Annotated in this window: 17 protein-coding genes and 1 other RNA gene; 9 read left to right on the top strand and 9 right to left on the bottom strand. The window is 21.8% G+C overall.

From position 1 onward, the window contains the following. Position 1 precedes the first annotated feature (1 nt). The 5 genes from H0H41_RS00090 to folK are packed head-to-tail and all read right to left on the bottom strand — an operon-like array spanning position 2 to position 6,037. Positions 2 to 1,198: an aspartate aminotransferase family protein gene (locus H0H41_RS00090; protein WP_185872238.1), complete on the bottom strand. Its 1,197-nt coding sequence runs from the start codon at positions 1,196 to 1,198 to the stop codon at positions 2 to 4. Positions 1,199 to 1,210: 12 nt separating this feature from the next. Beyond that, positions 1,211 to 2,896: an OstA-like protein gene (locus H0H41_RS00085; protein WP_223843729.1), complete on the bottom strand. Its 1,686-nt coding sequence runs from the start codon at positions 2,894 to 2,896 to the stop codon at positions 1,211 to 1,213. Between the two features lies 1 nt (position 2,897). Next, the gene (locus H0H41_RS00080) at positions 2,898 to 3,287 is read right to left on the bottom strand and encodes a Rid family detoxifying hydrolase (RefSeq protein WP_185872237.1); all 390 of its coding nucleotides are present in this window, start codon (positions 3,285 to 3,287) and stop codon (positions 2,898 to 2,900) included. Positions 3,288 to 3,303: 16 nt separating this feature from the next. Further along, positions 3,304 to 5,553 (bottom strand): putative LPS assembly protein LptD, encoded by a 2,250-nt coding sequence (locus tag H0H41_RS00075; protein WP_220096577.1) that lies wholly within the window; start codon positions 5,551 to 5,553, stop codon positions 3,304 to 3,306. Continuing rightward, entirely contained in the window at positions 5,531 to 6,037 is a 507-nt protein-coding gene (gene folK / locus H0H41_RS00070; RefSeq protein ID WP_185872236.1) for a 2-amino-4-hydroxy-6-hydroxymethyldihydropteridine diphosphokinase, read from the bottom strand. The genes H0H41_RS00075 and folK overlap by 23 nt, the downstream gene beginning before the upstream one ends. Positions 6,038 to 6,129: 92 nt before the next feature. On the opposite strand from folK, the gene H0H41_RS00065 reads away from it, so the two are divergent. The 7 genes from H0H41_RS00065 to lnt all read left to right on the top strand — a co-directional run bounded on the left by H0H41_RS00065 (position 6,130) and on the right by lnt (position 13,747). After that, positions 6,130 to 7,170 carry a rod shape-determining protein gene (locus H0H41_RS00065; RefSeq protein WP_185872235.1) on the top strand — a complete coding sequence of 347 codons (1,041 nt, stop codon included), beginning with the start codon at positions 6,130 to 6,132 and terminating at the stop codon, positions 7,168 to 7,170. Between the two features lie 16 nt (positions 7,171 to 7,186). After that, entirely contained in the window at positions 7,187 to 8,020 is an 834-nt protein-coding gene (gene mreC / locus H0H41_RS00060; protein WP_185872234.1) for a rod shape-determining protein MreC, read from the top strand. Then, entirely contained in the window at positions 8,020 to 8,532 is a 513-nt protein-coding gene (locus H0H41_RS00055) for a hypothetical protein (protein WP_185872233.1), read from the top strand. The genes mreC and H0H41_RS00055 overlap by 1 nt, the downstream gene beginning before the upstream one ends. After that, positions 8,529 to 10,436, top strand: a complete 1,908-nt coding sequence (mrdA, locus tag H0H41_RS00050) for a penicillin-binding protein 2 (RefSeq protein ID WP_185872232.1) — start codon at positions 8,529 to 8,531, stop codon at positions 10,434 to 10,436. The genes H0H41_RS00055 and mrdA overlap by 4 nt, the downstream gene beginning before the upstream one ends. Further along, positions 10,420 to 11,655 (top strand): rod shape-determining protein RodA, encoded by a 1,236-nt coding sequence (gene rodA / locus H0H41_RS00045; RefSeq protein WP_185872231.1) that lies wholly within the window; start codon positions 10,420 to 10,422, stop codon positions 11,653 to 11,655. The genes mrdA and rodA overlap by 17 nt, the downstream gene beginning before the upstream one ends. A 14-nt stretch (positions 11,656 to 11,669) precedes the next feature. Further along, positions 11,670 to 12,066: a transfer-messenger RNA gene (gene ssrA / locus H0H41_RS00040) on the top strand. Then, entirely contained in the window at positions 12,029 to 13,747 is a 1,719-nt protein-coding gene (lnt, locus tag H0H41_RS00035) for an apolipoprotein N-acyltransferase (RefSeq protein ID WP_223843728.1), read from the top strand. Before ssrA ends, lnt begins: the two co-directional genes overlap by 38 nt. On the opposite strand, the gene H0H41_RS00030 is transcribed toward lnt, so the two are convergent. Next, the gene (locus tag H0H41_RS00030; RefSeq protein WP_185872230.1) at positions 13,744 to 15,279 is read right to left on the bottom strand and encodes an NAD(P)H-hydrate dehydratase; all 1,536 of its coding nucleotides are present in this window, start codon (positions 15,277 to 15,279) and stop codon (positions 13,744 to 13,746) included. The genes lnt and H0H41_RS00030 overlap by 4 nt on opposite strands. Positions 15,280 to 15,379: 100 nt before the next feature. Between H0H41_RS00030 and H0H41_RS00025 the strand changes: the two genes are divergently transcribed. Together H0H41_RS00025 and H0H41_RS00020 are read left to right on the top strand one after the other, a co-directional pair. Then, positions 15,380 to 16,606 (top strand): dihydrolipoamide acetyltransferase family protein, encoded by a 1,227-nt coding sequence (locus tag H0H41_RS00025; protein WP_185872229.1) that lies wholly within the window; start codon positions 15,380 to 15,382, stop codon positions 16,604 to 16,606. Positions 16,607 to 16,624: 18 nt separating this feature from the next. Then, positions 16,625 to 17,122 carry an inorganic diphosphatase gene (locus H0H41_RS00020; RefSeq protein WP_317168630.1) on the top strand — a complete coding sequence of 166 codons (498 nt, stop codon included), beginning with the start codon at positions 16,625 to 16,627 and terminating at the stop codon, positions 17,120 to 17,122. A gap of 1 nt (position 17,123) precedes the next feature. On the opposite strand, the gene aspS is transcribed toward H0H41_RS00020, so the two are convergent. The 3 genes from aspS to nusA form a co-directional block, all read right to left on the bottom strand. Beyond that, entirely contained in the window at positions 17,124 to 18,818 is a 1,695-nt protein-coding gene (aspS, locus tag H0H41_RS00015; RefSeq protein ID WP_185872228.1) for an aspartate--tRNA ligase, read from the bottom strand. Further along, positions 18,819 to 21,425, bottom strand: a complete 2,607-nt coding sequence (infB, locus tag H0H41_RS00010) for a translation initiation factor IF-2 (protein WP_185872227.1) — start codon at positions 21,423 to 21,425, stop codon at positions 18,819 to 18,821. Positions 21,426 to 21,492: 67 nt separating this feature from the next. Then, a complete protein-coding gene (nusA, locus tag H0H41_RS00005) occupies positions 21,493 to 22,746 on the bottom strand; it encodes a transcription termination factor NusA (protein ID WP_194295595.1) in 1,254 nt (417 codons plus the stop codon).

Here is a 22,746-nt window from a genome sequence, read left to right as displayed (position 1 = left end):
ATTATTTTTTTTTAAGTTTATTTAAACTTTCAATAATTATAGAACATCCTTTTTCAATTTCATTTTCTGTGATAGTTAATGGAGGAGATATACGTAAAAAATGACTATTAAATAAAAAACGAAATAAAATTAGTCCTTTATTAATACAATTTATCAATAATTTTTCTACTAAATTTTTATTTTTTAATTCAAAAGATAAAAACAAACCTTTTCCATTAATACTTTTTATTTCATCATGAATTAAATATTTTCTAAATAATTTTTCTTTTATAGAAACTTTTTCCATTATATTAGAATTTATTATTTGATCTAAAGTAGCTAAAGATGCGGAAGAAGAAACTGCGTTACCTCCAAAAGTAGTTAAATGACTTAAAGGAAAATAATTACAAAAAGTTTTCATAATTTTATCAGATGATATAAAACCACTAATAGGCATACCTCCTCCCATTCCTTTTCCCATTATTAAAATATCAGGAACTATTCCATAATGTTCAAAAGCAAAAAGTTTTCCTGTTCTTCCAAATCCAGTTTGTACCTCATCAAGAATCATTAAAACATTTTTTTTATTACACTCTTCTCTTACTTTTTTTAAAAAAAAATTATCCGGTAATACTACCCCATTAGAACACTGAATAGTTTCTAAAATTATACAAGCTGTTTTTTCTGAAATTGAAGAAATAAATTCATTTATTTTATTAAATGTTATAAATTTTACTAAAGGAATAAGGGGTCTAAAAGGTCTTTTATTTTTTTCATCTCCCATTATACTTATAGATCCATGAGTACTACCATGATAAGCCCATTTACAAGAAATAATTTCTTCTCTTCCAGTATAACATTTTGCTAGTTTTAAAGCACCTTCTACTGCTTCTGTTCCAGAATTAACTAAATAAGTACTAGTAAGTGGATTAGGAGTATTTTCTGCTATTTTTTTACAAAGTTGTACACAAGGATTTTGTATAAATTCTCCATACACCATAGTATGTAAATACTTATCTACTTGTTTTTTTATAGATTTTTTTATCATTTTATTTCCATGACCTAATATATTAACGGAAACACCTGCTACAAAATCTAAATATTTTTTTCCATCTTTTCCATAAATATAGTTTCCATCAGCATAATCAACTATAATTTTCATAGGATAAGGATTTATTTGAGTTTGATATTTTAAAAAATCCTTTTCTAATTTTTTCATCAGAATTTTATTCTATTTTTTTATTATTTTTTTTATTTTTTCTTTTTCTAAAAGAATTTTTTTTTTGTATTTTTCTATTTTTTGATAAAAAAAATTTTTATTTTTTTTTGGTTTTTCTTTCCAAAAAAAATTGGAAAGAAAAATAAATTTATTAGGAGTTTTTTGATTAAAAGGAATTAATTCTGAATAAGCTTGTTCTATACAATAAATATTACTAATTTTTTTTTCATTATCTAATAATAATGATAGTCTTTTACAGGAAGATTTATTAATTAATTTTTTTTCTTTATTATCATGAATAAAAATAATACTATTAATATTTCCTTCAAATAAAATTTTTTTTAAAGTATTTTTATTATTTTCATCATTGTCAAAAAAACCAGTAATTATATCACTTTTTACTTGATTAAATTCTTTTGAATTTATTTTTTCTATATAAAAAGCATTTTTTATAATTTTTATATTTTTCAAAAAAAATTCATTTTTTTTCAACAAATAAATATAAATAGATTCACCAGTTATTTGATTATTTTGAAACCAAAAAATAGGATTTCCATTAAATCGTATATAATCATTAGATGATTCATAATTTAAAATATGACATCTACCTTGAATTGATTCATTCAAAAAAAAACTTTTAACAGAAAAAGCTTGAATAAAATATTCATAATTTTCTTTAAAATTTATTTTTAAAATATTGGAATCAATAATAAAAGAATTTTTTTTTGATATATTTATGATTATTGGATTTTTTTTTAAAATTAAAGAATTATTATTAAAATCAAATTTACCATATCCACCTATTAAAAAATATTTATTTTTTAAATCTTCTAATAAAAAATTTTTAATAAATCCATATTTTTTTTTTTGATTAAAAAATAAATATTCTCCTTTTATAATTTTTTCATTATAATAAATACTGAATTCTTTTTCAAAGAAAAAAAATTTTTTTTTAATAAAAAAAGATGCCTCTTTAACATAAATAAAATTATTAATTTTATTGTTTTGTACTATAACAGAATAATTTTTAAAAATTATTTTATTTTGTTTGAAAAAATATTCCAATATATTAGTATATATCGTATAATCATTACTTATTAATTTAATTTCATTTTTTAATTCTACCTTATCTTTTTTAGGAAAAAAAGAACCTTCTTTACTATGTATAACATAATTATTATAATAAATTATACTATTTTTTCGATAAAATATTTTATTTATATTTAAATTATATTCTAACATATTTGTAGTTAATTTTAATTTATTAAAAATTAAAACAACATTATTAATAGCTTGAAGCGATTTTTTTTTTAAATCATAATTAATTATATCAGATGTTAATTTTAATTTTTTTTTTTCTATATTTAAAATGACTTCATCTGATAATTTAAAATAAGAAAAATTATTTTCTATATATATTTTTTTAGAAAATATTTTATTATTTCCTAATTGGAATTTTACATTTCCATAACCATAAAATTTATTATTTTTTTTATAATAAATAGCATTTTTACAAAAAAGATGATATTTATCATATTTTATAAATACATTACCTTTTAAAAAAATAGCATCATTATGATCATTTTTTTGTATTAAATCAGCATGAATAAGTTCTATATTTTTAGAATATCCTTGATTTATAAATAAAATAAAAAAAAAGAATAAAAAATAATATTTTATAATTGATTTAATAATCAATTTAATTAATCTTTATATATGCAATTAAAGATATTTCTATATTAGCATTTTTTGGCAATCCAGAAACTTGTATAGTTTCTCTAGCTGGATAATGTCCTTTATGAAAAAAACAAGAATATATTTTATTTATTTTAGAAAAATGATTCATATTTTTTACAAAAATAGAAGTTTTAATAACATTTTGAAATCCTATTTTATTTTCTAAAAGAATAATTTTTAAATTTTCCATAATTTTTTTTGTTTCTATTTCTATAGTATCGGAAATTAATTTTCCAGTTTTTGGATCTACAGCTATTTGTCCAGAAACAAATAAAAAATTGTCTACAATTACACATGTACTATATGGTCCATAAGATGGTATTTTTTCTATTGAAAATTTTTTAGGTATCATATTGAATTATTTATTTTTAATTTTTTTCATTATATTGTATGATATTCCTTAAATTTTTATCTTTTATTCCAATAAAAAAATACCAAGAAGGATTTTTTATAGGAATCCAATTAAAACTCATTTCAAAACTTCTTAAATCTCTATAAAAAATAATATTAGCAAATGTTATTTTTTTTTTAAAAAAATCATAATTTGTATGAATATCAATTTTCCAATATTTTGTAATATTAATAGATCCATTTATACTTAAAAAAGTATCTAATGATTTTTTTTGATTAATATTATTGTTATTATTATAATAATAATCAATATTAAAATTTAATGGAATTGAGTAATGAGCATAATTATTTTTATCAAAAAAAAAATAATCATAACGATATTTTCCTTTTTTTTTATATTTATTTTCATTTTTTTTAGATAAAAAATTAGTTTCATAATTACAAAAAAAAGATAAATTAAAATACATATTTTTTTCTTTTAAAAAATTTATTCCCCCTTTATATTTTACGCCTATTCCTTTTGTAAAATCTGCATTTCCTTCTATTTGAAAATTATCCCATTTAATAGAATTATGGTCAATAAGAAATGAATATTTCCAATTTTTAAATATTTTTATTTTTTTATTAAAAATATTTTTTATTTGAATATTTAAATCATTATTTAATATAAAATTTATTTTTTTTTCAAAATGATTTTTTTCGTTATAAAAAACAGGAGGAAAATATTTTACATAAAAAGATAACATAGGTTCCATTTTATGGATAAAAAAAATTGAATTTTTTTTACTTTTGTAAATTTTATTAAAATTCAATGGAATAGATATAATATCTGATGATAAATCTATATTTTGAAAATTTGAAACAAAAGAATAAGGAAATTTCCATATATAAAATTCATTATAACAAATTTTAGGTAAAATTTTTAAATAAAAATTAAAAAAAGAAAGATAAGTATAAATACTCATTTTTTGATTAAATTCAGTATAAAAAGATATTTTTTTATGTTCATGAAAAAAATCTAAAAAATTATGAATTAATATTTTATTTTCAATGTTCATATAACGCAAAAAAAAATTTTTTTTATTATTAAATGGCATATTTTTCATATGAAAAATTAATTCTGGAATTATAAATTTTATTCCTACTTTATTACTATTATTTTGTAACATATAAGCATCCATAAATAATAAATAATTAGAAAATTTTTTTCTCACACTTAAATATGAAATAGAATCATTAAATTCGTTATTTTTATCGTAATTAATTTTTGCATTAAAATTTATACCATTATATGATTTATAATTTTGATGATGTTCCCATTTAAATTGATAATCAATTTTATTATTTAACATATATTGATAATTAAAATCAAAAAAACCATAATAAAAATATTTAAATTTATATTCCATATTTGTTTTAAAAATCCATTTATATCTATTATATATAGAACTTAATATTTTAAAATTTAGAATATTATAAATTGGAAAAGATAATCCTATATTTTCTATATAAATTTTTTTATTTTGAATTCCAATTTTTGGATATATTATTCTATATTTATTTAATTCTTTAATAGGAATATATAAAAAAGGTAAAAATATAGGCATTGGAACTTGATACCAATAAAAAAAAACTGGCCCAGAAAAAATATATTTTTTGGTATGATAATATTTTAAAAAATTTGTTTTTAAATAAAAATCAGGATCATTATCTTTATTTTGTAAATAAAAAGGATCTGATATATATGTAATTTTTTTCATTAAACTTATATTTGGATCCTTATTTTCAATACTATTTGCAATGATCATATAATTTTCTCTTTTTATATAAAAATCTTTCGCTTCTATATTTTTATTTTTTAAATTAAAATGAAGATTTTTAAAAAAATATTTATTATTATCTTTTTGTAAAAAAGAAAATTTTTCCTTTTGAATTGCGTATAAATCTCCACTTTTCCAATTAAATTCAATACAATCCGCTTGAATTTGTATATCATCATACTTTATAAAAGCTTTTCCTTTTAAATAAGATTTACCTTCTTTTATATTATGTTCTTGTATATTGGATTGATATTTTATAATATCTTTAAATACAGAATTATTTTTTTTATCAAAAATATTTTTTTTTTCTTTTTGTTCGTTTGCATAAATGAAAATAGGAACATAAATAAAAATAAATAAAAATAAAATTGTAATAAAAAAATTTTGTTTTTTATATTTTTGTATATTTTTTAAATTTATTAATTTAAATATATAATTTTTGAACATTAAATTTATCTGTACATAATCCTAATATTTCTAAAATAGTCAAATGAAATATTGGATGATATTTATTAGGATTAATTTCACACATAGGTTCTAAAACAAATCTTCTAACATGTAATAAAGGATGTGGAATAGTCAAAATAGAACTAAATATAATAATATCATCATAAAATAAAATATCTATATCTATTTTTCTATCTTTATATTCTCCTTTTATTTTTGAAAAATTTTTTTTTCTTCCTATAATATATTCTATACTGAAAATATTTTTTAAAAGAATCATAGGAGAATGATAAGTTTTTACACATAAAACTCTATTATAAAAAGAAGACGAATTTTTCATATTCCATGCTTCACTTTCAAAATATGAAGATTTTTGAAAAATTTTTCCAATTTTTTTAGAGATCAAAATTAAAGATTGATCTAAATATTCTTTACGATTGTTTTTATTACTTCCTTGTAATAAAAAAACATTATGTTCCTTCAAAAAAAATTTATATAATATATAATATATTTAATATACTAAAAAACTGTAATTTTTATTTAAATTAGGTTAATATTTTCATAAAAAAAATATTAATGGGATTAATAATAGATTTTATGAAGAACCTATTTACTCAAGAAATAGCTATAGATTTAGGAACAGCAAATACACTTATTATGCATAATAATAAAGTTATAGTGGATTTGCCTTCAATAATAGCTATAGATATACGAACAAAAAAAGTATTAGCTGTAGGGGAAGAAGCAAAACAAATGCAAGGAAAAACACATGAAAATATTAAAATATATAAACCATTAAAAGATGGAGTTATTGCAGACTATCAAGTAGCTGAATTAATGATAAGAGAATTTATCAAAAAAATACCAGGTATAAATAATAAATTTTTTACTCCATCATTAATAATGGTAATTTGTATTCCATCTGGAATAACGGAAGTAGAAAAAAGAGCAGTTAAAGATTCTGCTCAACATCTCAATGCAAAAGAAGTTTATCTAATTGAAGAACCAATGGCAGCTGCTATAGGTTCTGGAATTTCAGTTACAAAAGCAGAAGGAAATATGATTATTGATATAGGAGGAGGTACTACAGAATGTGGAGTTATTGCTTTAGGTGGAATAGTTTGTCAAAAATCTATAAAAATAGCGGGAGATGTTTTTACAAACGATATATCTTATTTTCTTCGTACAAAATATAATTTATATATTGGAGAGAGAACTGCCGAAAAAATAAAAATAGATATAGGAGCTGCAATGGAATCTATTGAAAATCCTCCTGAGGATATTCATATACAAGGTCGCGATTTACCAACTGGTAAACCAAAAGAAATGAATATTTCTTATAAAGAAACTATTCCTGCTCTTGATAAATCAATTTTACGAATTGAAGATGCGGTTATGGAAACTCTTTCAAGAACTCCACCAGAACTCGCAGCAGATATTTATAAAACAGGAATATATATGGCTGGAGGAGGGTCTCTTTTGAGAGGATTAGATAAAAGAATTTCCAAAAAAACTGGACTTTCTGTTTTTTTAGTAGAAGATCCTTTAAGAGCAGTTGTTAAAGGTACTGGGGTTGCATTGAAAAATATTGATAAATTTACATTTTTAATGAAATAGGATAGATATAAATCTTATGCGTGAGTTTTTCAGTTTTCTTTTAAAATGGCGTTTTTTTATTTTCTTTTTTATACTAGAATGTTCTGCAATTTTTCTTTCTTTTTCAAATTCTAAATTACATCAATATATTTATGCAGGTTCTTCTAATTTTATAATTGGAAATATTTATGAAAGTATTTATAAATTACGTAGCTATTTTTTATTGGAAATTGAGAATAAAAAATTATTAAATGAAAATAGAAAATTAAGAAATGCACATATACTTTATAAAATAAAAAAAATATCTAAAGATTTTAAAAAAGAAAATATTGATTATCTACAACAGTATACTTTTACTCCCGTAAAAATTATAAATAATAGCATTCATGATCAGGAAAATTATATCACTATAAATAAAGGATATATAGATGGAATTAAACCTGATATGGGAATTATATTATCTAATGGAATTGCAGGAATTATTATAAAAACATCTCCACATTTTAGTATTGCAATTTCTCTTTTAAATCAAAAAATTAAAGTAAATGCTAGATTAAAAAAAAATAAATATTTTGGAACTTTAAGTTGGGATGGAATAGATTATGAATATGTTATTTTGTATGATATACCTAGACATTCTTGTATTCATAAAGGAGATATAGTAGAAACAGATGGAAAATCTTCTACCTTTCCTGAAGGAATTGAAATTGGAAGAGTTTATTCTTATAAATTGGATGAAGAACATTCTAATTATATTATAAAAATTAAATTAATGGCTAATTTTTCTACTATAGAAAACGCTTATGTTGTAAAAAATTTATTTAAAAAAGAGTTGGAAGATATTCAACTTTATAAAGTTGAAAATAAGTAATGAATTTTTTTAAAAGTTTTATTATTTCTATTTTTTTTATTTTTATTCTTTGTTTAATTCAAATATCAATATTAAATCCATTATTTTTAGGATATTATTCTTATATATATGTACTTTTTATATTGGTTTTCCCATATAATAGAAATAAGTATTTATTTTTAATATTATCTTTTTTAATTGGATGGATTATAGATCATTGTATGAATTCTGGAGGTATTCATGCTTTTTCTACTACTTTATCTGCTTTTTTAAGATGTAGTTTTTTACAATTTTTTGATGGTAAAAATTTTATTATAAATAGAAATGGTTTTTCTATTTATGAATTACCTTTTATTAGAAAAATTCTTTATATATTTTCATTAATAATTACACATCATTGTTCTTTATTGATATTAGCAATATTAAAAGAAACTACTTTAAGTAGAATTATTTTTTATAGAACAATATACAGCAGTATTTTTACAACTATTTTATGTATTATATATTTTTTTTTCAGAAAAATTAAACATTGAAAAAATTATATAAATTTTATATTTTATTAATTTCTATAGGTTTTATTTTTACAATTAGATTATTTTTTATACAAATATATACGGAAAAATATATTCTTAATGCTTTTAATACTTCTATAAAACAAGAAATAATTATTCCTGAAAGAGGTTCTATTTTTGATAGAAATGAAAATTTATTAGTTTTTAACAAATCTATTTATGAATTAATTGTTATTCCAATTCTTATTGATGAACATTTTAATATTATAGAATTTTGTAATCTTGTAGGAATTGAAAAAGAAACTTTTTTTAAAAATTTAGAAAAAGCAAAATCTTTTTCTAAATATTTACCATCTGTTTTTATTCCTTTTATATCAAAAGAAAAATTTGCGACTATACAAGAAAAACTTTACAAATACAAAGGATTTGATTGGACAAAACGATCTTTACGAGATTATAAAGTCGAAAGTTCTTCTAATGTTTTTGGGTATATAGGAGAGGTTACTCAAAAAAATATTAAAAGAGAATCTAATTATTATAAAATGGGAGATTTTATTGGTTTAGCAGGAGTAGAAAAATCTTATGAAAAAATTTTAAGAGGAAAAAAGGGTATAAAATATTGGGTTAGAGATAGAAAAGGATGTATTATAGGAAGTTATAATAATAAAAAAAATGATATCAAAGCAGTGAGTGGAAATGATATTTCTTTAACTTTAGATTGGAATTTACAAAAGTATGCAGAAAAACTTATGTTTCAAAAAAAAGGAGGTATAGTAGCTATTAATCCTAAAAATGGAGAAATTTTATCATTGGTATCTAGTCCTATTAATAATCCTAATTTATTTGTAGGAATGAATCGTACTAAAGAATTTAAAAAATTAATGAAAGATACTATAGATACTCCTTTATTTGATAGAACTACACAAGCTCGTTATCCTCCAGCTTCTCCATTTAAATTATTAACAGAATTAGCTGGACTTCAAATGGGTGTTGTAAATACTAATACAACTTTTATATGTTATAAAGGATTTAAATATGGTAGAAAAATAATTCGTTGCCATTCTGGAATTCATGGATATCCTATAGGTGTAGAAACAGCTGTTGCTGTTTCTTGTAATAATTATTTTGCACAAGTATATAAACGTGTTATTGAAAAATATCCTAAAAATTTAACAAAAGGAGTTAATGAATGGAGTGATATTATTAAAAGTTTTGGTTTTGGAAATTATTTATATAATGATTTATCTACAGGAGAAAAAGGTATTATTCCTTCAGGAGATTATTATAATAAAAAATATGGAATTACAAAATGGAATGCTATTACTATTATTTCCAATAGTATAGGACAAGGAGAAATAAATGTAACTCCTATTCAATTAGCTAATATGGTTTGTGCTATAGCAAATAAAGGTTTTTTTTATACTCCACATATTGTAAAACGGATAAATCATAAACCTATATATAATCCCAATTACACTAAAGCGAAATATACGAAAGTAAAAAGTAAATATTTTAATTTAATTATTAATGGAATGGAAAAGGTTTTTATAATTGGAACAGGGAGAAGTTTTAGATCATATGATATTAGAATGGCTGGAAAAACAGGAACATCTCAAAATTTTATTAAAATTAAAAATCAAAAAATAGTTTCTTTACCTGATCATTCTATTTTTATATTATTTGCTCCTATAGAAGATCCTAAAATTGCTATTTCTGTTATTATAGAAAATGGAGGTTTTGGAGCTCGTTGGGCTGGTCCTATTGCTACTCTTATTGCGGAAAAATATATAAAAAATAATGTATATAGAAAAAATTTAGAAAAAAAAATCATGACTTCAGGATTACAAAAAGTATATAATACTATAGCAAAAATGAAAAAATTAAATAATCTTTATATAAAAAATTCTATTGATAAAAAGAAATAAAATATTATTAAGAAATATAGATTGGGTAATTGTTACTATTTATATTTTTATAATTTTTTTTGGATGTATGAATTTATACTCCGTTTCTTCTGAAAAAGCAGAAAAACAACTAATATGGATTTTATTAAGTTTTTTTTTCATATTTTTTATTTTTTTGTTTAAACCAATTCATTATAAAGATTTTACACCATTTTTCTTTTTATTGACATTATTTCTTTTAATAGGAGTATTTTTTTTCGGAAAAAACGTAAATGGATCGAAATCTTGGTATGTATTCGGATCTATTAGTTTTCAACCTTCTGAATTATCTAAAATATCCACATCTTTAATGGTTGCTCATTTAATGAGTCAAAATAACGTTAAAAATAAAAAAATATTAACATGTATTATATTGATAATACCAGCTTTTTTAATATTTATTCAACCTGATCCAGGGTCATCTATAGTTTTTTCCTCTTTTATTTTAACTTTATATAGAGAAGGATTATCTATTTATTTTATACTTTATTTTTTATTTTCTATTTTATTATTTGTAATATCATTATATATATATCCTTGGATAATTGTTTCATTTTTATTGATAATTTTTTTTTGTTTCTTTTTTGTAAAAAAAAAGAATATATCATTTTTTGATTTATTTTATTATATATTTTTATTTATTTTTTTTTCTTTTATTTCTATTTATTCTACATTTTTTTCTCAAAAATTTTTAAAACAACATCATAGAGATAGGATTAATATTTTATTTCAAAATGAATTTGATAGAAAATATAGAGATAATGTAGGATATAATTTATTATACTCAAAAACTGCTATTGGTTCTGGAAAATTTTTTGGAAAAGGATATCAAAAAGGAACTGTTACAAAAGGTAAATTTGTTCCTGAACAACATACCGATTATATTTTTTGTACTGTAGGAGAGGAATGGGGTTTTATAGGAAGTATTATTTTTATTGCATTTTATTTATTTTTTATTAGTCGTATTTATTTTTTATCTGAAAGACAAAAAGATGTTTTTGGAAGAATTTTTGGATATTCTGTTGGAAATATTATTCTTACTCATTTTATAATTAATTTAGGAATGGTAATGGGTTTATTTCCTACAATAGGAATTGTTTTACCTTTTTTCAGTTATGGAGGATCATCACTTTGGTCTTTTACTATTTTATTATTTATATTTGTAAGGATAGATGCATTAGATCAAACTAATTTTATATAAAAATAATAGATATAGGGACTGATTTTGGATTTGACAGCAAGACTAGTAATAAAAGAAAGCATACCGTGTTACGTAAGGATTTACACGTAAAAAAAGCGTTACAAAATAATAAATGGCGAACAACAATACGCTTTTGCTGCTTAAATAAAAAGCTTTTATCTGCTAATAATGCAGAAGTAAAATATCTCTACAGAAATTAATTCCTTATAATTTCTGAATATAGAGGTACAAAAATAATTGTAAGGATAAGAAAATAGATGATTCTAAAATTTTCTGAAATATTTTTTGAATCTTAGTTTTATTCTGGATCCAAAACTTGAATAAATATGGAAAAATACTTTTTGGATAAGTATGTAGAAAACTTTTATTCTACTTGTTTGGACGCGGGTTCGAATCCCGCCAGTTCCATTTTTTTTTAAAAATTTTATATTTTTTTAAAATAAAAAAAATTAAGTTTTTTTTATACAGTATTTTATCAGGACTTTTATTAAGTTTAGGATGGCCTACAGAAGGAAATCCTATTTATTTATTTATAGCGTTTATTCCTTTATTATACGTCGAAAATTCCTTAAAAAATTTTTATATTTTTTTTCTTTCTTTTATTACCTTTTTAATATGGAACGCTACTTCTACATGGTGGTTGTCTTTTGCAAAAAGAATAAATGGAACTTTTGCTTTAGAAGCTTATTTGGCTCCCGTATTATTGAATTCTTTTTTTATGTCACTTGTTTTTACTTTTTTTTCATGGATAAAAAAAAATATAAAAAATAAAAATATAGGATATATATTTTTAATTTGTTTATGGATTTTATTTGAAAAAATACATTTAGAATGGGAATTATCTTGGCCATGGTTAAATTTAGGAAATGGTTTTTCTAATACCATTGAATGGATTCAATGGTATGAATATACTGGTACTTTAGGAGGATCTGTATGGATATGGATAGTTAATATTGGATTAACCAAATCCATTATAAAATATGAAAAAAATAAAAATATATCTTTTTTCTATAGAAGAATATTTTTCAATATAGGAACAATTTTTTTAATGATTTTTATATCACATTTAGTATATATAAAAACAAAATATGAAGAAAAAAAATATAAAAAATTTGTAGATATATTAATATTACAACCTAATATTGATCCATATTATCAAAAATATCATATTTCTAAAAAAGAACTAATTAAAAAATTTAAAAAATTAATGGATCAAAAAATATATACAAAATCCATGATAATATTAGGTCCTGAAACTTCATTTCCTGGAAATGGAAATAAAATTTCAATAGAAAATATAAAAGATAATGAAATTATATCTTCATTTAAATATTATTTAAATAATAAATATAAAAATGCAGTATTTATAACTGGATTTGAATTATTTTCTTTATATAAAGAAAAAAAAAGAAAAACTTCTGTTCCTATTATTTTAAAAAATTCAAAAAATATACAATGGATAGATATTTTTAATTCAGTTGTTCAAATAGGTCCAAATAAAAATATAGAATATCATCATAAATCTAAATTAGTTCCAGCAGTTGAAACTTTCCCTTATAAAAATATTTTTTATCCTATATTAGGAAATATATTATTAAATTTTGGGGGAACTGTAATGGAACTTGGTAAAGAAAATCATCCTTCAATTTTTTATCATCCTCATTTAGGAATAAAAATAGCACCTATTATTTGTTATGAGTCTATATTTGGAGAATATGTATCTAATTTTTTTAAGAAAAAAAATGCAGAATTAATGATTATTACTACTAACGATGGTTGGTGGGGAAATTCAGAAGGTCATAAACAACATATGTATTACGCACGTATAAGAGCTATTGAAAATAGAAAATCTATAGCTAGATCTGCTAATACAGGAATTTCTTGTTTTATTAATGAAAAAGGAGAAATCATATCACAAATTCCTTATGGAAAGGAAGGAATTTTATATAGTAGAATATATATAAATAATAAAAAAACATTTTATATAAAATATGGAGATTTTATTTATAAAATAAGTTTATTAATAATAATAATAATTTTATTATATTTATCATATTTATTTATATATCATAAATTAAAAATATATTTTTAAATATTAATATTTTGATAAGCTTTTCCTATGTAATTAATAATATCACTAGATATAATTGATTCTTTACTTAATTTTTTTAAAGCAATATCTCCTGCTAATCCATGTAAATAAACTCCCATTATGCATGATTTTTTAGGAGAATAACCTTGAGATAAAAAACTTATTATCATTCCAGTTAAAACATCTCCACTTCCAGCTGTTGCCATTCCTGGATTTCCAGTACTATTAAAATATAAATTCCCATAGGGAGTAGAAATAATAGAATGAGCTCCTTTTAATATAATAAATATTTTATATTTTATAGACATTTTTTTTAAAATATCTAATTTATGGTAATCATTTTTCCATGGTCCAAATAATCTGTAAAATTCTTTTGGATGTGGAGTAAGAATAGTATTTTTTGGAAGAATATTCAATAATTCTAATTTATTTGATAATATATTTAATGCATCTGCATCAATTACAATAGATATTTTTTTATATTTTATTTTTATTAAAAAAGATTCCAAAGCATATTCCGTTTTAGGGTTTTTTCCCATTCCTACTCCGATTCCTATAGCATTGATATTTATATCGTTGGATATAATAATATCACTTATCCAATATTTTTTTTTATCTGTTATTACAATAACTTCTGGAATAGAATTTTGAATAATATCATATCCACAATAAGGAACATATACACTTAGTTTACCTATTCCAGTTCGTAGACTAGCTTTTGCAGAAAGTATAACAGAACCTATCATTCCATAATTACCTCCTATAATAATTCCATGACCATAATCTCCTTTATGAGAAAATTTTTTTCTTTCTTTTTTATATATAGAATAAATGTATTTATTATCTATATAAAAATTTTTAGTATGCATTTTTTGAAAAAAATCATTTTTCCATCCAATGTTTAATATATTCCATTTACCAACATATTCTTCATATGTTGGTAAAAAAAAAGGTAATTTTGGTACTTGAAAAGTTAAAGTATGAGTAGCTTTAATTATTCCTGTAAAATCGTAATGATTTTTTTCCATAAAAAGACCAGAAGGAATATCTATAGATACAACAAATTGAAATTTTTTTTCATTAATATAATGAAAAAAAGATTTCCAATATTTATTTATAGAACGATTTAATCCTATTCCAAAAATAGCATCAATTAAATAACTTTTATTATTTAATAAAGGAAATTTATCCCTTTCATGTATTATTTTTAAAGGAATATTATATCTTAATACTTTATTTTTACCAATTAAAAATTCATTTGAAAAATGATTAGAAATATTTACTATATATATAGAAACTTTTGCTCCATATAAATGTAACATTTGAGCTAAAAAAAGTCCATCTCCTCCATTATTTCCTGTTCCTGATAATACTATAAATGAATTTTTTTTATTTTGAAAATATTTTTTTTGTTTAATCCAATTAAAACAGCTTTTAGCTGCTCTATTCATTAATTGAATAGAAGAAATTGATTCGTAATCAATACAGTATTGATCCATTTTTCTGATTTGATTTAAAGAAAGAATTTTCATTTTTTAAAATGAATTTATTATTTTTGATTTTGTAATTTTTCTATTTTTATTAGATTGTAAAATCTGATTAGTATCTACAAATATAAAACGATTAATCTAGATGCCCGAATATAATTTGACCCTTCCATCTATGGGTGAAAGTATAGCTGAGGCTACTATCATTCGTTGGTTAAAAGAAGAGGGGGATTCTATAAAAAAAGAAGACATTTTGGTAGAAATTGCTACAGATAAAGTAGATTCTGAAATTTCTTCTCCAATAAATGGTCTATTAAAAAAGAAATTATTTTCTCCTAATGATGTTGTGAAGGTAGGAAGTCCAATAGCTATTTTAGAAACAAAAGAAAAATTAAAAAATTTTTCTATAAAAGAAGCTAAAACTATAAAAGAAAATAAAAAGCGTTTTTATTCTCCTCTTGTACGGACTATTGCTCATAAAGAAGGGATTAGTTTCTATGAATTAGAAACAATAGAAGGAACTGGAGAAAAAGGACGTGTTACTAAAAAAGATATATTAAAATATATTCAAAAAAATAAAATAATTCAACCTAAATACAGTGATATCTTTATATCATGTAATTCATGTAATACATGGAATAAAAATAATAATATGTTGATAGATAATGAAGAATTTATAGAAATGGATAGGATACGTAGAATTACTGCAGAACATATGATGAATAGTAAAAATATATCTGCACACGTTACTTCTTTTGTAGAAGCAGATGTTACAAATATTGTAAAATGGAGGGAAAAAATGAAAGAATCCTTTCAAAAAAATACAGGAGAAAAATTAACATTAATGTCCGTTTTTGTAGAATGTGTAGTAAAAGCTATAAAAGATCTTCCTATGATTAATATTTCTGTTCATGGTACTAATATAATCAAAAAAAGAAACATACATATAGGATTAGCGACAGCATTACCTAATGGTAATTTAATTGTTCCTGTTATAAAAAATGCAGATTCTTATAATTTAGTAGGATTAATTAAAATTATTAATGATTTGGTAAAAAGAGCCAAGTCTAATAAATTAAAACCTGAAGAAACTCAAGGAGGAACATATACAATTAGTAATATTGGTAGTTTTGGAAATCTTTTTGGAACTCCAATTATACATCAACCACAAGTTGCTATTTTAGCTATAGGATTAATACAAAAAAAATTATCTATTATAGAGACACCAGAAGGTGATTTAGTAGGAATTAGACATAAAATTTATTTATCACATTCTTATGATCATCGTGTTATAGATGGAGTTTTAGGTGGAGGATTTGCTAAAAAAGTTGCTTTATATTTAGAAAAATTTAATTATTATACAAAAATTTAATGTAAAAATTTAAAAAAAATGAAAATAAATTTTGATATTTTAGTTGAAATTCCAAAAGGAAGTAGAAATAAATATGAATTTGATAAAAAAAATAATTTAATTCGATTAGATAGAGTTTTATATTCTCCTATGAATTATCCTACAGATTATGGTTTTATACCAAATACACTTTCTCTTGATGGAGATCCATTAGATGCATTAGTGTTATTAACAGAACCTACAGTTCCTGGTTGTTTAATAAAAGTTAAACCAATTGGTATTTTTTTTATGAAAGATGAAAAAGGAGAAGACGAAAAAATTCTTTGTGTTCCTATTGCGGATCCTAATTATAATACAATCAATGATATTATTGATATTCCTATACATACTAAAAAAGAAATAGAACATTTTTTTTCAGTATATAAAGATTTAGAAAATAAAAAAGTTCAAATAGGAAATTGGAAAAATAAAGATGAAGCTATTTTTGTGTATAAAAAATCTTGTTTACGATACAAAAATAATTTAACGAAAATGTAGTTTATTGAATTTTATTTTTTAAATAAGATGGAGCTTTTATCATTGTATCCATTCCATAATTATTTTTTGGAAAAGCAATAAAATTTTTTATGTCATTATTTCCTTCTAAAAGATTAATTAATCGATCTAAACCAAAAGCTATTCCACCATGAGGAGGAGTTCCATATTGAAGAGCTTTTATAAAAAAACCGAATTGAGATTCTATTTCTTTTTCAGATAAACCTAAATGTTTAAAAATTAAATTTTGTATATTTTTATTATGTATACGTATTGATCCACTACCAATTTCTATTCCATTTATAATCAAATCGTAAGATTTAGATCGAATTTTTTCCGGATTTTTTTCTAAAAAATGAAGATCTTCTTCTTTAGGACTTGTAAATGGATGGTGTAATGATTTATATTTTTTATTTTTTTCATCCCATTCCAAAATAGGTCCATCTATAATCCATAAAGGTTTAAAAATTTTAGGATTTTTTAAATTTAAATGATGAGCTATTTCTAAACGAATTTTTCCTAGTTTTTTTCTAGTATTTTTTTCTTCTCCGTAAGCTATGAATAATAAATCTCCAATTTTCGCTTGAAAATAATTTATGAAAATTTTTATAATTTCTTTATTCATAAAAAATTTATTAGAACTAGAATAAAGTAAAGTTTTATTAAATAAATAATGTATACAAAAAATATTTTTATTTTTTATTTTTTTAAATAAAAAATTAATTTGATTATTATCATGATGATATTTTTTTACTTTTAATCCTATTACTAATTCTTGTTCTTTTAAGAAAAGAATATTTTTTTTGTGAACTAAATTAGTTAATTCTATAAATGACATATCAAATCGAATATCAGGACTATCTGTTCCATACATTTTTATTGCATCATAATAAGAAATGCAAGTAAAAGGTTCTAATTGAATATTTTTTATTTTTTTAAATAAGTGTTTGATAAAATTTTCAAAAAAAATTAATATATCATTTACTTCTACAAAAGACATTTCACAATCTATTTGTGTAAATTCAATTTGTCTATCAGAACGTGAATCTTCATCTCTAAAACATTTTGCAATTTGAAAATATCTATTTATTCCACCTATCATTAATAATTGTTTAAATAATTGAGGAGATTGTGCTAATGCATAATATTTTCCAATATTTATTCTAGATGGAACAATAAAACTTCTAGCGCCTTCTTGTGTATAATTGATTAATATAGGAGTTTCTATCTCTAAAAATCCATTTTTAGAAAGAAAATTACGTATTTCTAAAGAAATATTATGACGAATAATTAAATTATTTTTTATAGGATTTCTTCTTATATCAAGATATCTATAAATCATTCTCATTTCTTCATTTCCATCTGTTTTATTTTCAATAGTAAAAGGAGGAGTAAGAGAAGAATTTAAAATTTCTATTTGATATACTAAAATTTCTATTTCACCTGTAGGTATGTTGAAATTAATAGATGATCTTTCAACTACTTTTCCTTTAATTTTAATTAAAAATTCTTTTCCTAAAAGGAAGTTTTTATTTATTAATTTTTTAGGAAAAATAAGTTGAGTAATACCAAAATAATCTCTAATATCTATAAAACATAAAGACCCTAAATTTCTTTTTTTTTGAATCCATCCAGATAATATGACTTTTTTTCCAATATCCTTTTTACACAATTCTCCACAATTATGTGTTCTATACATTTATTTAATTTTTTTTTCTGTATATAATTCCTCATAAACTTCTACAATATCACCAGATTTTAAATTATGATAATTTTTTAATCCTACTCCACATTCATATCCTTTAGTAACTTCTTTTACATCTTCTTTAAAACGTTTTAAAGAAGTAAATACACCATTGTGTATAACAATTCCTTCTCTAATTAATCTTACTTTTGCTTGACGCAATAGTTTCCCTTCTACTACCATGCAACCAGCTATAGTTCCTATTTTTGGTATTTTAAAAATTTCTCTTATTTCAGCATTACCTAATATTTTTTCTCTTATTTCAGGAGATAACATACCATCCATAGCTTCTTGAATATCATTAGTAACATCATATATTATAGAATAAGTTCGTATTTCTATATTTTCTTTTTTTGCTATATTTTTAGATCCAATATTCGGTCTAACATTAAATCCTATTATAATTGCGTCTGAGGCACTTGCTAATAAAACATCAGATTCTGTTATTTGACCAACTCCTTTATAAATAATATTTATCATGATAGTATTTGTAGATAATTTTTGAAGTGCATCAGCAATAGCTTCTACAGAACCATCAACATCTCCTTTAAGAATTATTTTTAATTCTTTAAAATCTCCTAATGCTATTCTTCTTCCTATTTCATCTAATGTAAGATGTTTTTGAGCTCGTATATTTTGTTCTCTTTGTAATTGTTCTCTTCTAGAAGCAAGTTGTTTTGCTTCTTTTTCATCTTGAAAAACTTTAAATTTATCTCCAGCAGTAGGTGCTCCATTTAATCCTAATATAGTAATGGGTTTTGATGGGCCTGCAAAAGAAATAGATTTTCCTCTTTCATCTAAAATATTTTTTACTTTTCCATGATGACTACCTGCTAGAACATAATCTCCAAGTTTTAATGTTCCTCCTTGTAAAAGTAAAGTTGTAATATAACCTCTTCCTTTATCTAAAGAAGCTTCTATTACTGTTCCTATTGCAGGTTTATTAGGATTAGCTTTTAAATCTAATAATTCAGATACTAAAATAACTTTTTCTAATAATTTATCTATTCCAGTTCCTAACTTAGCTGATATTTCTTGAGAAGGATATTTTCCACCCCACTCTTCTACTAGCAAATTTAAATTTGCTAATTGTTCTTTAATTTTATTAGAATTTGCATTACTTTTATCCATTTTATTAAATACAAAAACAATAGGAACATTAGCAGCTTGAGCATGACTAATAGCTTCTTTAGTTTGTTGCATAACTTGATCATCTGCCGCAATAACTATTATTGCAATATCTGTTATTTGAGCTCCTCTTGCACGCATAGCGGTAAATGCTTCATGACCAGGAGTATCTAAAAAAGTAATACTTTGATTATTAGAACATTCAACGCTATAAGCAGCAATATGTTGAGTAATTCCACCAGCTTCTCCAGCAATAACGTTAGTATTTCTAATATAATCTAACAAAGAAGTTTTTCCATGATCTACGTGTCCCATGACAGTAATAATAGGAGGTCTTGGTTTTAAATTTTCTTCTAAATCCTTATCATCTTGAATAGCTTCTTCTAAATCTAATCCAACAAATTCTACATTATATCCAAATTCATCTGCTACTAATGTTAATATTTCTGCATCTAATCTTTGATTCATAGTAACCATAATTCCTAAAGACATACAAGATACAATGACATCAGTTGCATTTACTTTCATCATTGATGCTAATTCATTAACTGTTGTGAATTCAGCTACTTTAAGTATTTTTTCTTTTTTTTCATTTTCTATTTCATTTTGCAAAAGCTTTTTTTCTTTTTTGTATTGACGTTTTTCTTTTCTAATTTTTGAAGATTTTGATTTTATTCCTTTAGATGATAACTTTTCTAAAGTTTCTTTAATTTGTTTTTCTATTTGTTCATCAGAAATTCTTGATTTTGATAAATTTTTTTTATTTTTATTTTTTTCTATTTTCGTTTCTTTTTTTTCATAAGAATATTTTAAAGAAAGTTTTCTTTCTTTATCCTGTTTTTTTTTAACAGAAATATTTTTCATTTCATCAACAAAAATTTCTTTTTTAATTCTTTTTCGTTTTTTTTTAATTTCTTGTTTTGTTTTCTTTTTTTCAAATTGAGATAAATCAATTCTATCTCCTGTTAACATAACTCCATCTAATTTTTGATAAATAGTATCTATGTGTTCAGGTTTATTTTTATTGTCTTTAAATTTATTTTCTATTTTATTTTTTTTTTCTTTTTTAAAATCATAATTTTTATTTTTATATTTATGTTGAAATATATTAATATTTCCTATTTTTTTGAATCTAATTAAATTTTCTGATTTTGCACGTATAATTTGAGTAGGATGAATATGTTTTGATTTTAATAATTCTTCTTTTATTTTTTCTTTTTCAATTTTTTTTTGTAAAAAAATTTTTTCAGATTCATCTCGTATTTTTTTATGAGGTTGAAATTCTCTAACAAGAAATTTATAAATATTTTCTTCTATTTTTGCATTAGGATTATGTTCTATTTCAATTCCTTTTTTTTGCAAAAAACGAACTACTCTTTGTAAAGAAATGTTGAATTTTGTTAATATTGTTTTTAATCTGATTTTATCCGTCATATTATAAAATGTGTAAAAGCAAAAATAAAAATTTATTCAAAAAATTATTCTGTTAATTATACTACTGTTATGTGTTGATATTTAATTCCTCTTCAAATTCTTTTCTCAAAATAGTAACTACTTTAGTTATTATTTTTTCTTCAAGATTAGTCCGTTTACTGAGATCATTTTTTCCATAATTTAAAACAGATTTTGCAGTATTTAAACCTACTTTATGAAATTTTTCTAGAACTTCTGGTTCTATTTCATCAGAAAATTCTGTTAATTCAACATCATCTTCGTAAGGATAATCTTTAAATATATGAATTTTATATCCAGTCAATTGACTAGCTAATTTTATATTTTGCCCTCCTCTTCCAATTGCTTTCGATATTTCTTCAATTTTTACATATACATTTACATATTTGTGTTCTTCATTCACTTCCATCATAGAAATTTTAGCAGGACTTAAAGATCTTGTAATATATAATTGTGTATTAGAAGTATAATTTATAACATCTATGTTTTCATTTTTTAATTCTCTAACAATAGGATGAATTCTAGATCCTTTCATTCCTACACATGCTCCAACTGGATCTATACGATCATCATAAGATTCTACAGCTACTTTTGCTTTTTCACCAGGAATACGGGCAACTTTTTTTACTATAATTAATCCATCAGAAACTTCTGGTATTTCTAATTTAAAAAGTTCTTCTAAAAAAGATTCATCTTTTCTAGTTAGGATAGCAAAAGGTTTATTATCTTTCCAATCTACTCTTTTTACAAGTGCTCTAACTGGATCACCTTTTCTAAAAAAATCACTTGGAATTTGTTCTTGTTTAGGTAATACCATTTCATTTTTTTCTTCATCTCTCATAATAATATGTTTAGATAAAATATGATAAACTTCAACATTCATGATTTCTCCTACTTTATTTTTAAATTTTTTGTAAGTATTTGTATTATCATATTCATTTATTTTTGATAGTAAATTTTGTCTTAAAGATAAAATAGCTCTTCGTCCTAAAGATTGTAATTCAACTTTTTCCGTTACTTCTTCTCCTATTTCAAAATCAGGTTCTATTTTACGTGCTATAGATAGTTCAATTTCTTTATTTATGTCTTTAACTTCTCCATCTTGCACTACTATACGATTTCTCCATATTTCTAAATCGCCTTGATCTGGATTAACAATAATATCGTAATTTTTAGATGAATCATATTTTTTTCTTAAAACACATCGTATGGATTCTTCTAAAATAGCCATAAGACTTACTCTATCTATATTTTTTTCATATTTAAAATCTGAAAAAGAATCTATTAAAGCTTCATTATCCAT

Origin of the sequence: Blattabacterium cuenoti (genome assembly GCF_014252255.1) — a bacterium.
In the GTDB taxonomy this organism is placed as follows: Bacteria; Bacteroidota; Bacteroidia; order Flavobacteriales; family Blattabacteriaceae; genus Blattabacterium; species Blattabacterium cuenoti_J.
Note: the sequence above shows the minus strand (reverse complement) of the source record. Positions and strands in the feature narration are given on the sequence as shown.

What these genes read in the sequence shown, in the direction of transcription:
- H0H41_RS00080 (WP_185872237.1), bottom strand. Translation starts at nt 3,287, where the DNA reads ATGATACCTAAAAAATTTTCAATAGAAAAAATACCATCTTATGGACCA.
- H0H41_RS00020 (WP_317168630.1), top strand. Translation starts at nt 16,625, where the DNA reads ATGAAAATAAATTTTGATATTTTAGTTGAAATTCCAAAAGGAAGTAGA.
- H0H41_RS00055 (WP_185872233.1), top strand. Translation starts at nt 8,020, where the DNA reads ATGAATTTTTTTAAAAGTTTTATTATTTCTATTTTTTTTATTTTTATT.
- H0H41_RS00025 (WP_185872229.1), top strand. Translation starts at nt 15,380, where the DNA reads ATGCCCGAATATAATTTGACCCTTCCATCTATGGGTGAAAGTATAGCT.
- H0H41_RS00090 (WP_185872238.1), bottom strand. Translation starts at nt 1,198, where the DNA reads ATGAAAAAATTAGAAAAGGATTTTTTAAAATATCAAACTCAAATAAAT.
- aspS (WP_185872228.1), bottom strand. Translation starts at nt 18,818, where the DNA reads ATGTATAGAACACATAATTGTGGAGAATTGTGTAAAAAGGATATTGGA.
- nusA (WP_194295595.1), bottom strand. Translation starts at nt 22,746, where the DNA reads ATGGATAATGAAGCTTTAATAGATTCTTTTTCAGATTTTAAATATGAA.
- H0H41_RS00075 (WP_220096577.1), bottom strand. Translation starts at nt 5,553, where the DNA reads ATGTTCAAAAATTATATATTTAAATTAATAAATTTAAAAAATATACAA.
- H0H41_RS00030 (WP_185872230.1), bottom strand. Translation starts at nt 15,279, where the DNA reads ATGAAAATTCTTTCTTTAAATCAAATCAGAAAAATGGATCAATACTGT.
- infB (WP_185872227.1), bottom strand. Translation starts at nt 21,425, where the DNA reads ATGACGGATAAAATCAGATTAAAAACAATATTAACAAAATTCAACATT.
- H0H41_RS00065 (WP_185872235.1), top strand. Translation starts at nt 6,130, where the DNA reads ATGGGATTAATAATAGATTTTATGAAGAACCTATTTACTCAAGAAATA.
- mreC (WP_185872234.1), top strand. Translation starts at nt 7,187, where the DNA reads ATGCGTGAGTTTTTCAGTTTTCTTTTAAAATGGCGTTTTTTTATTTTC.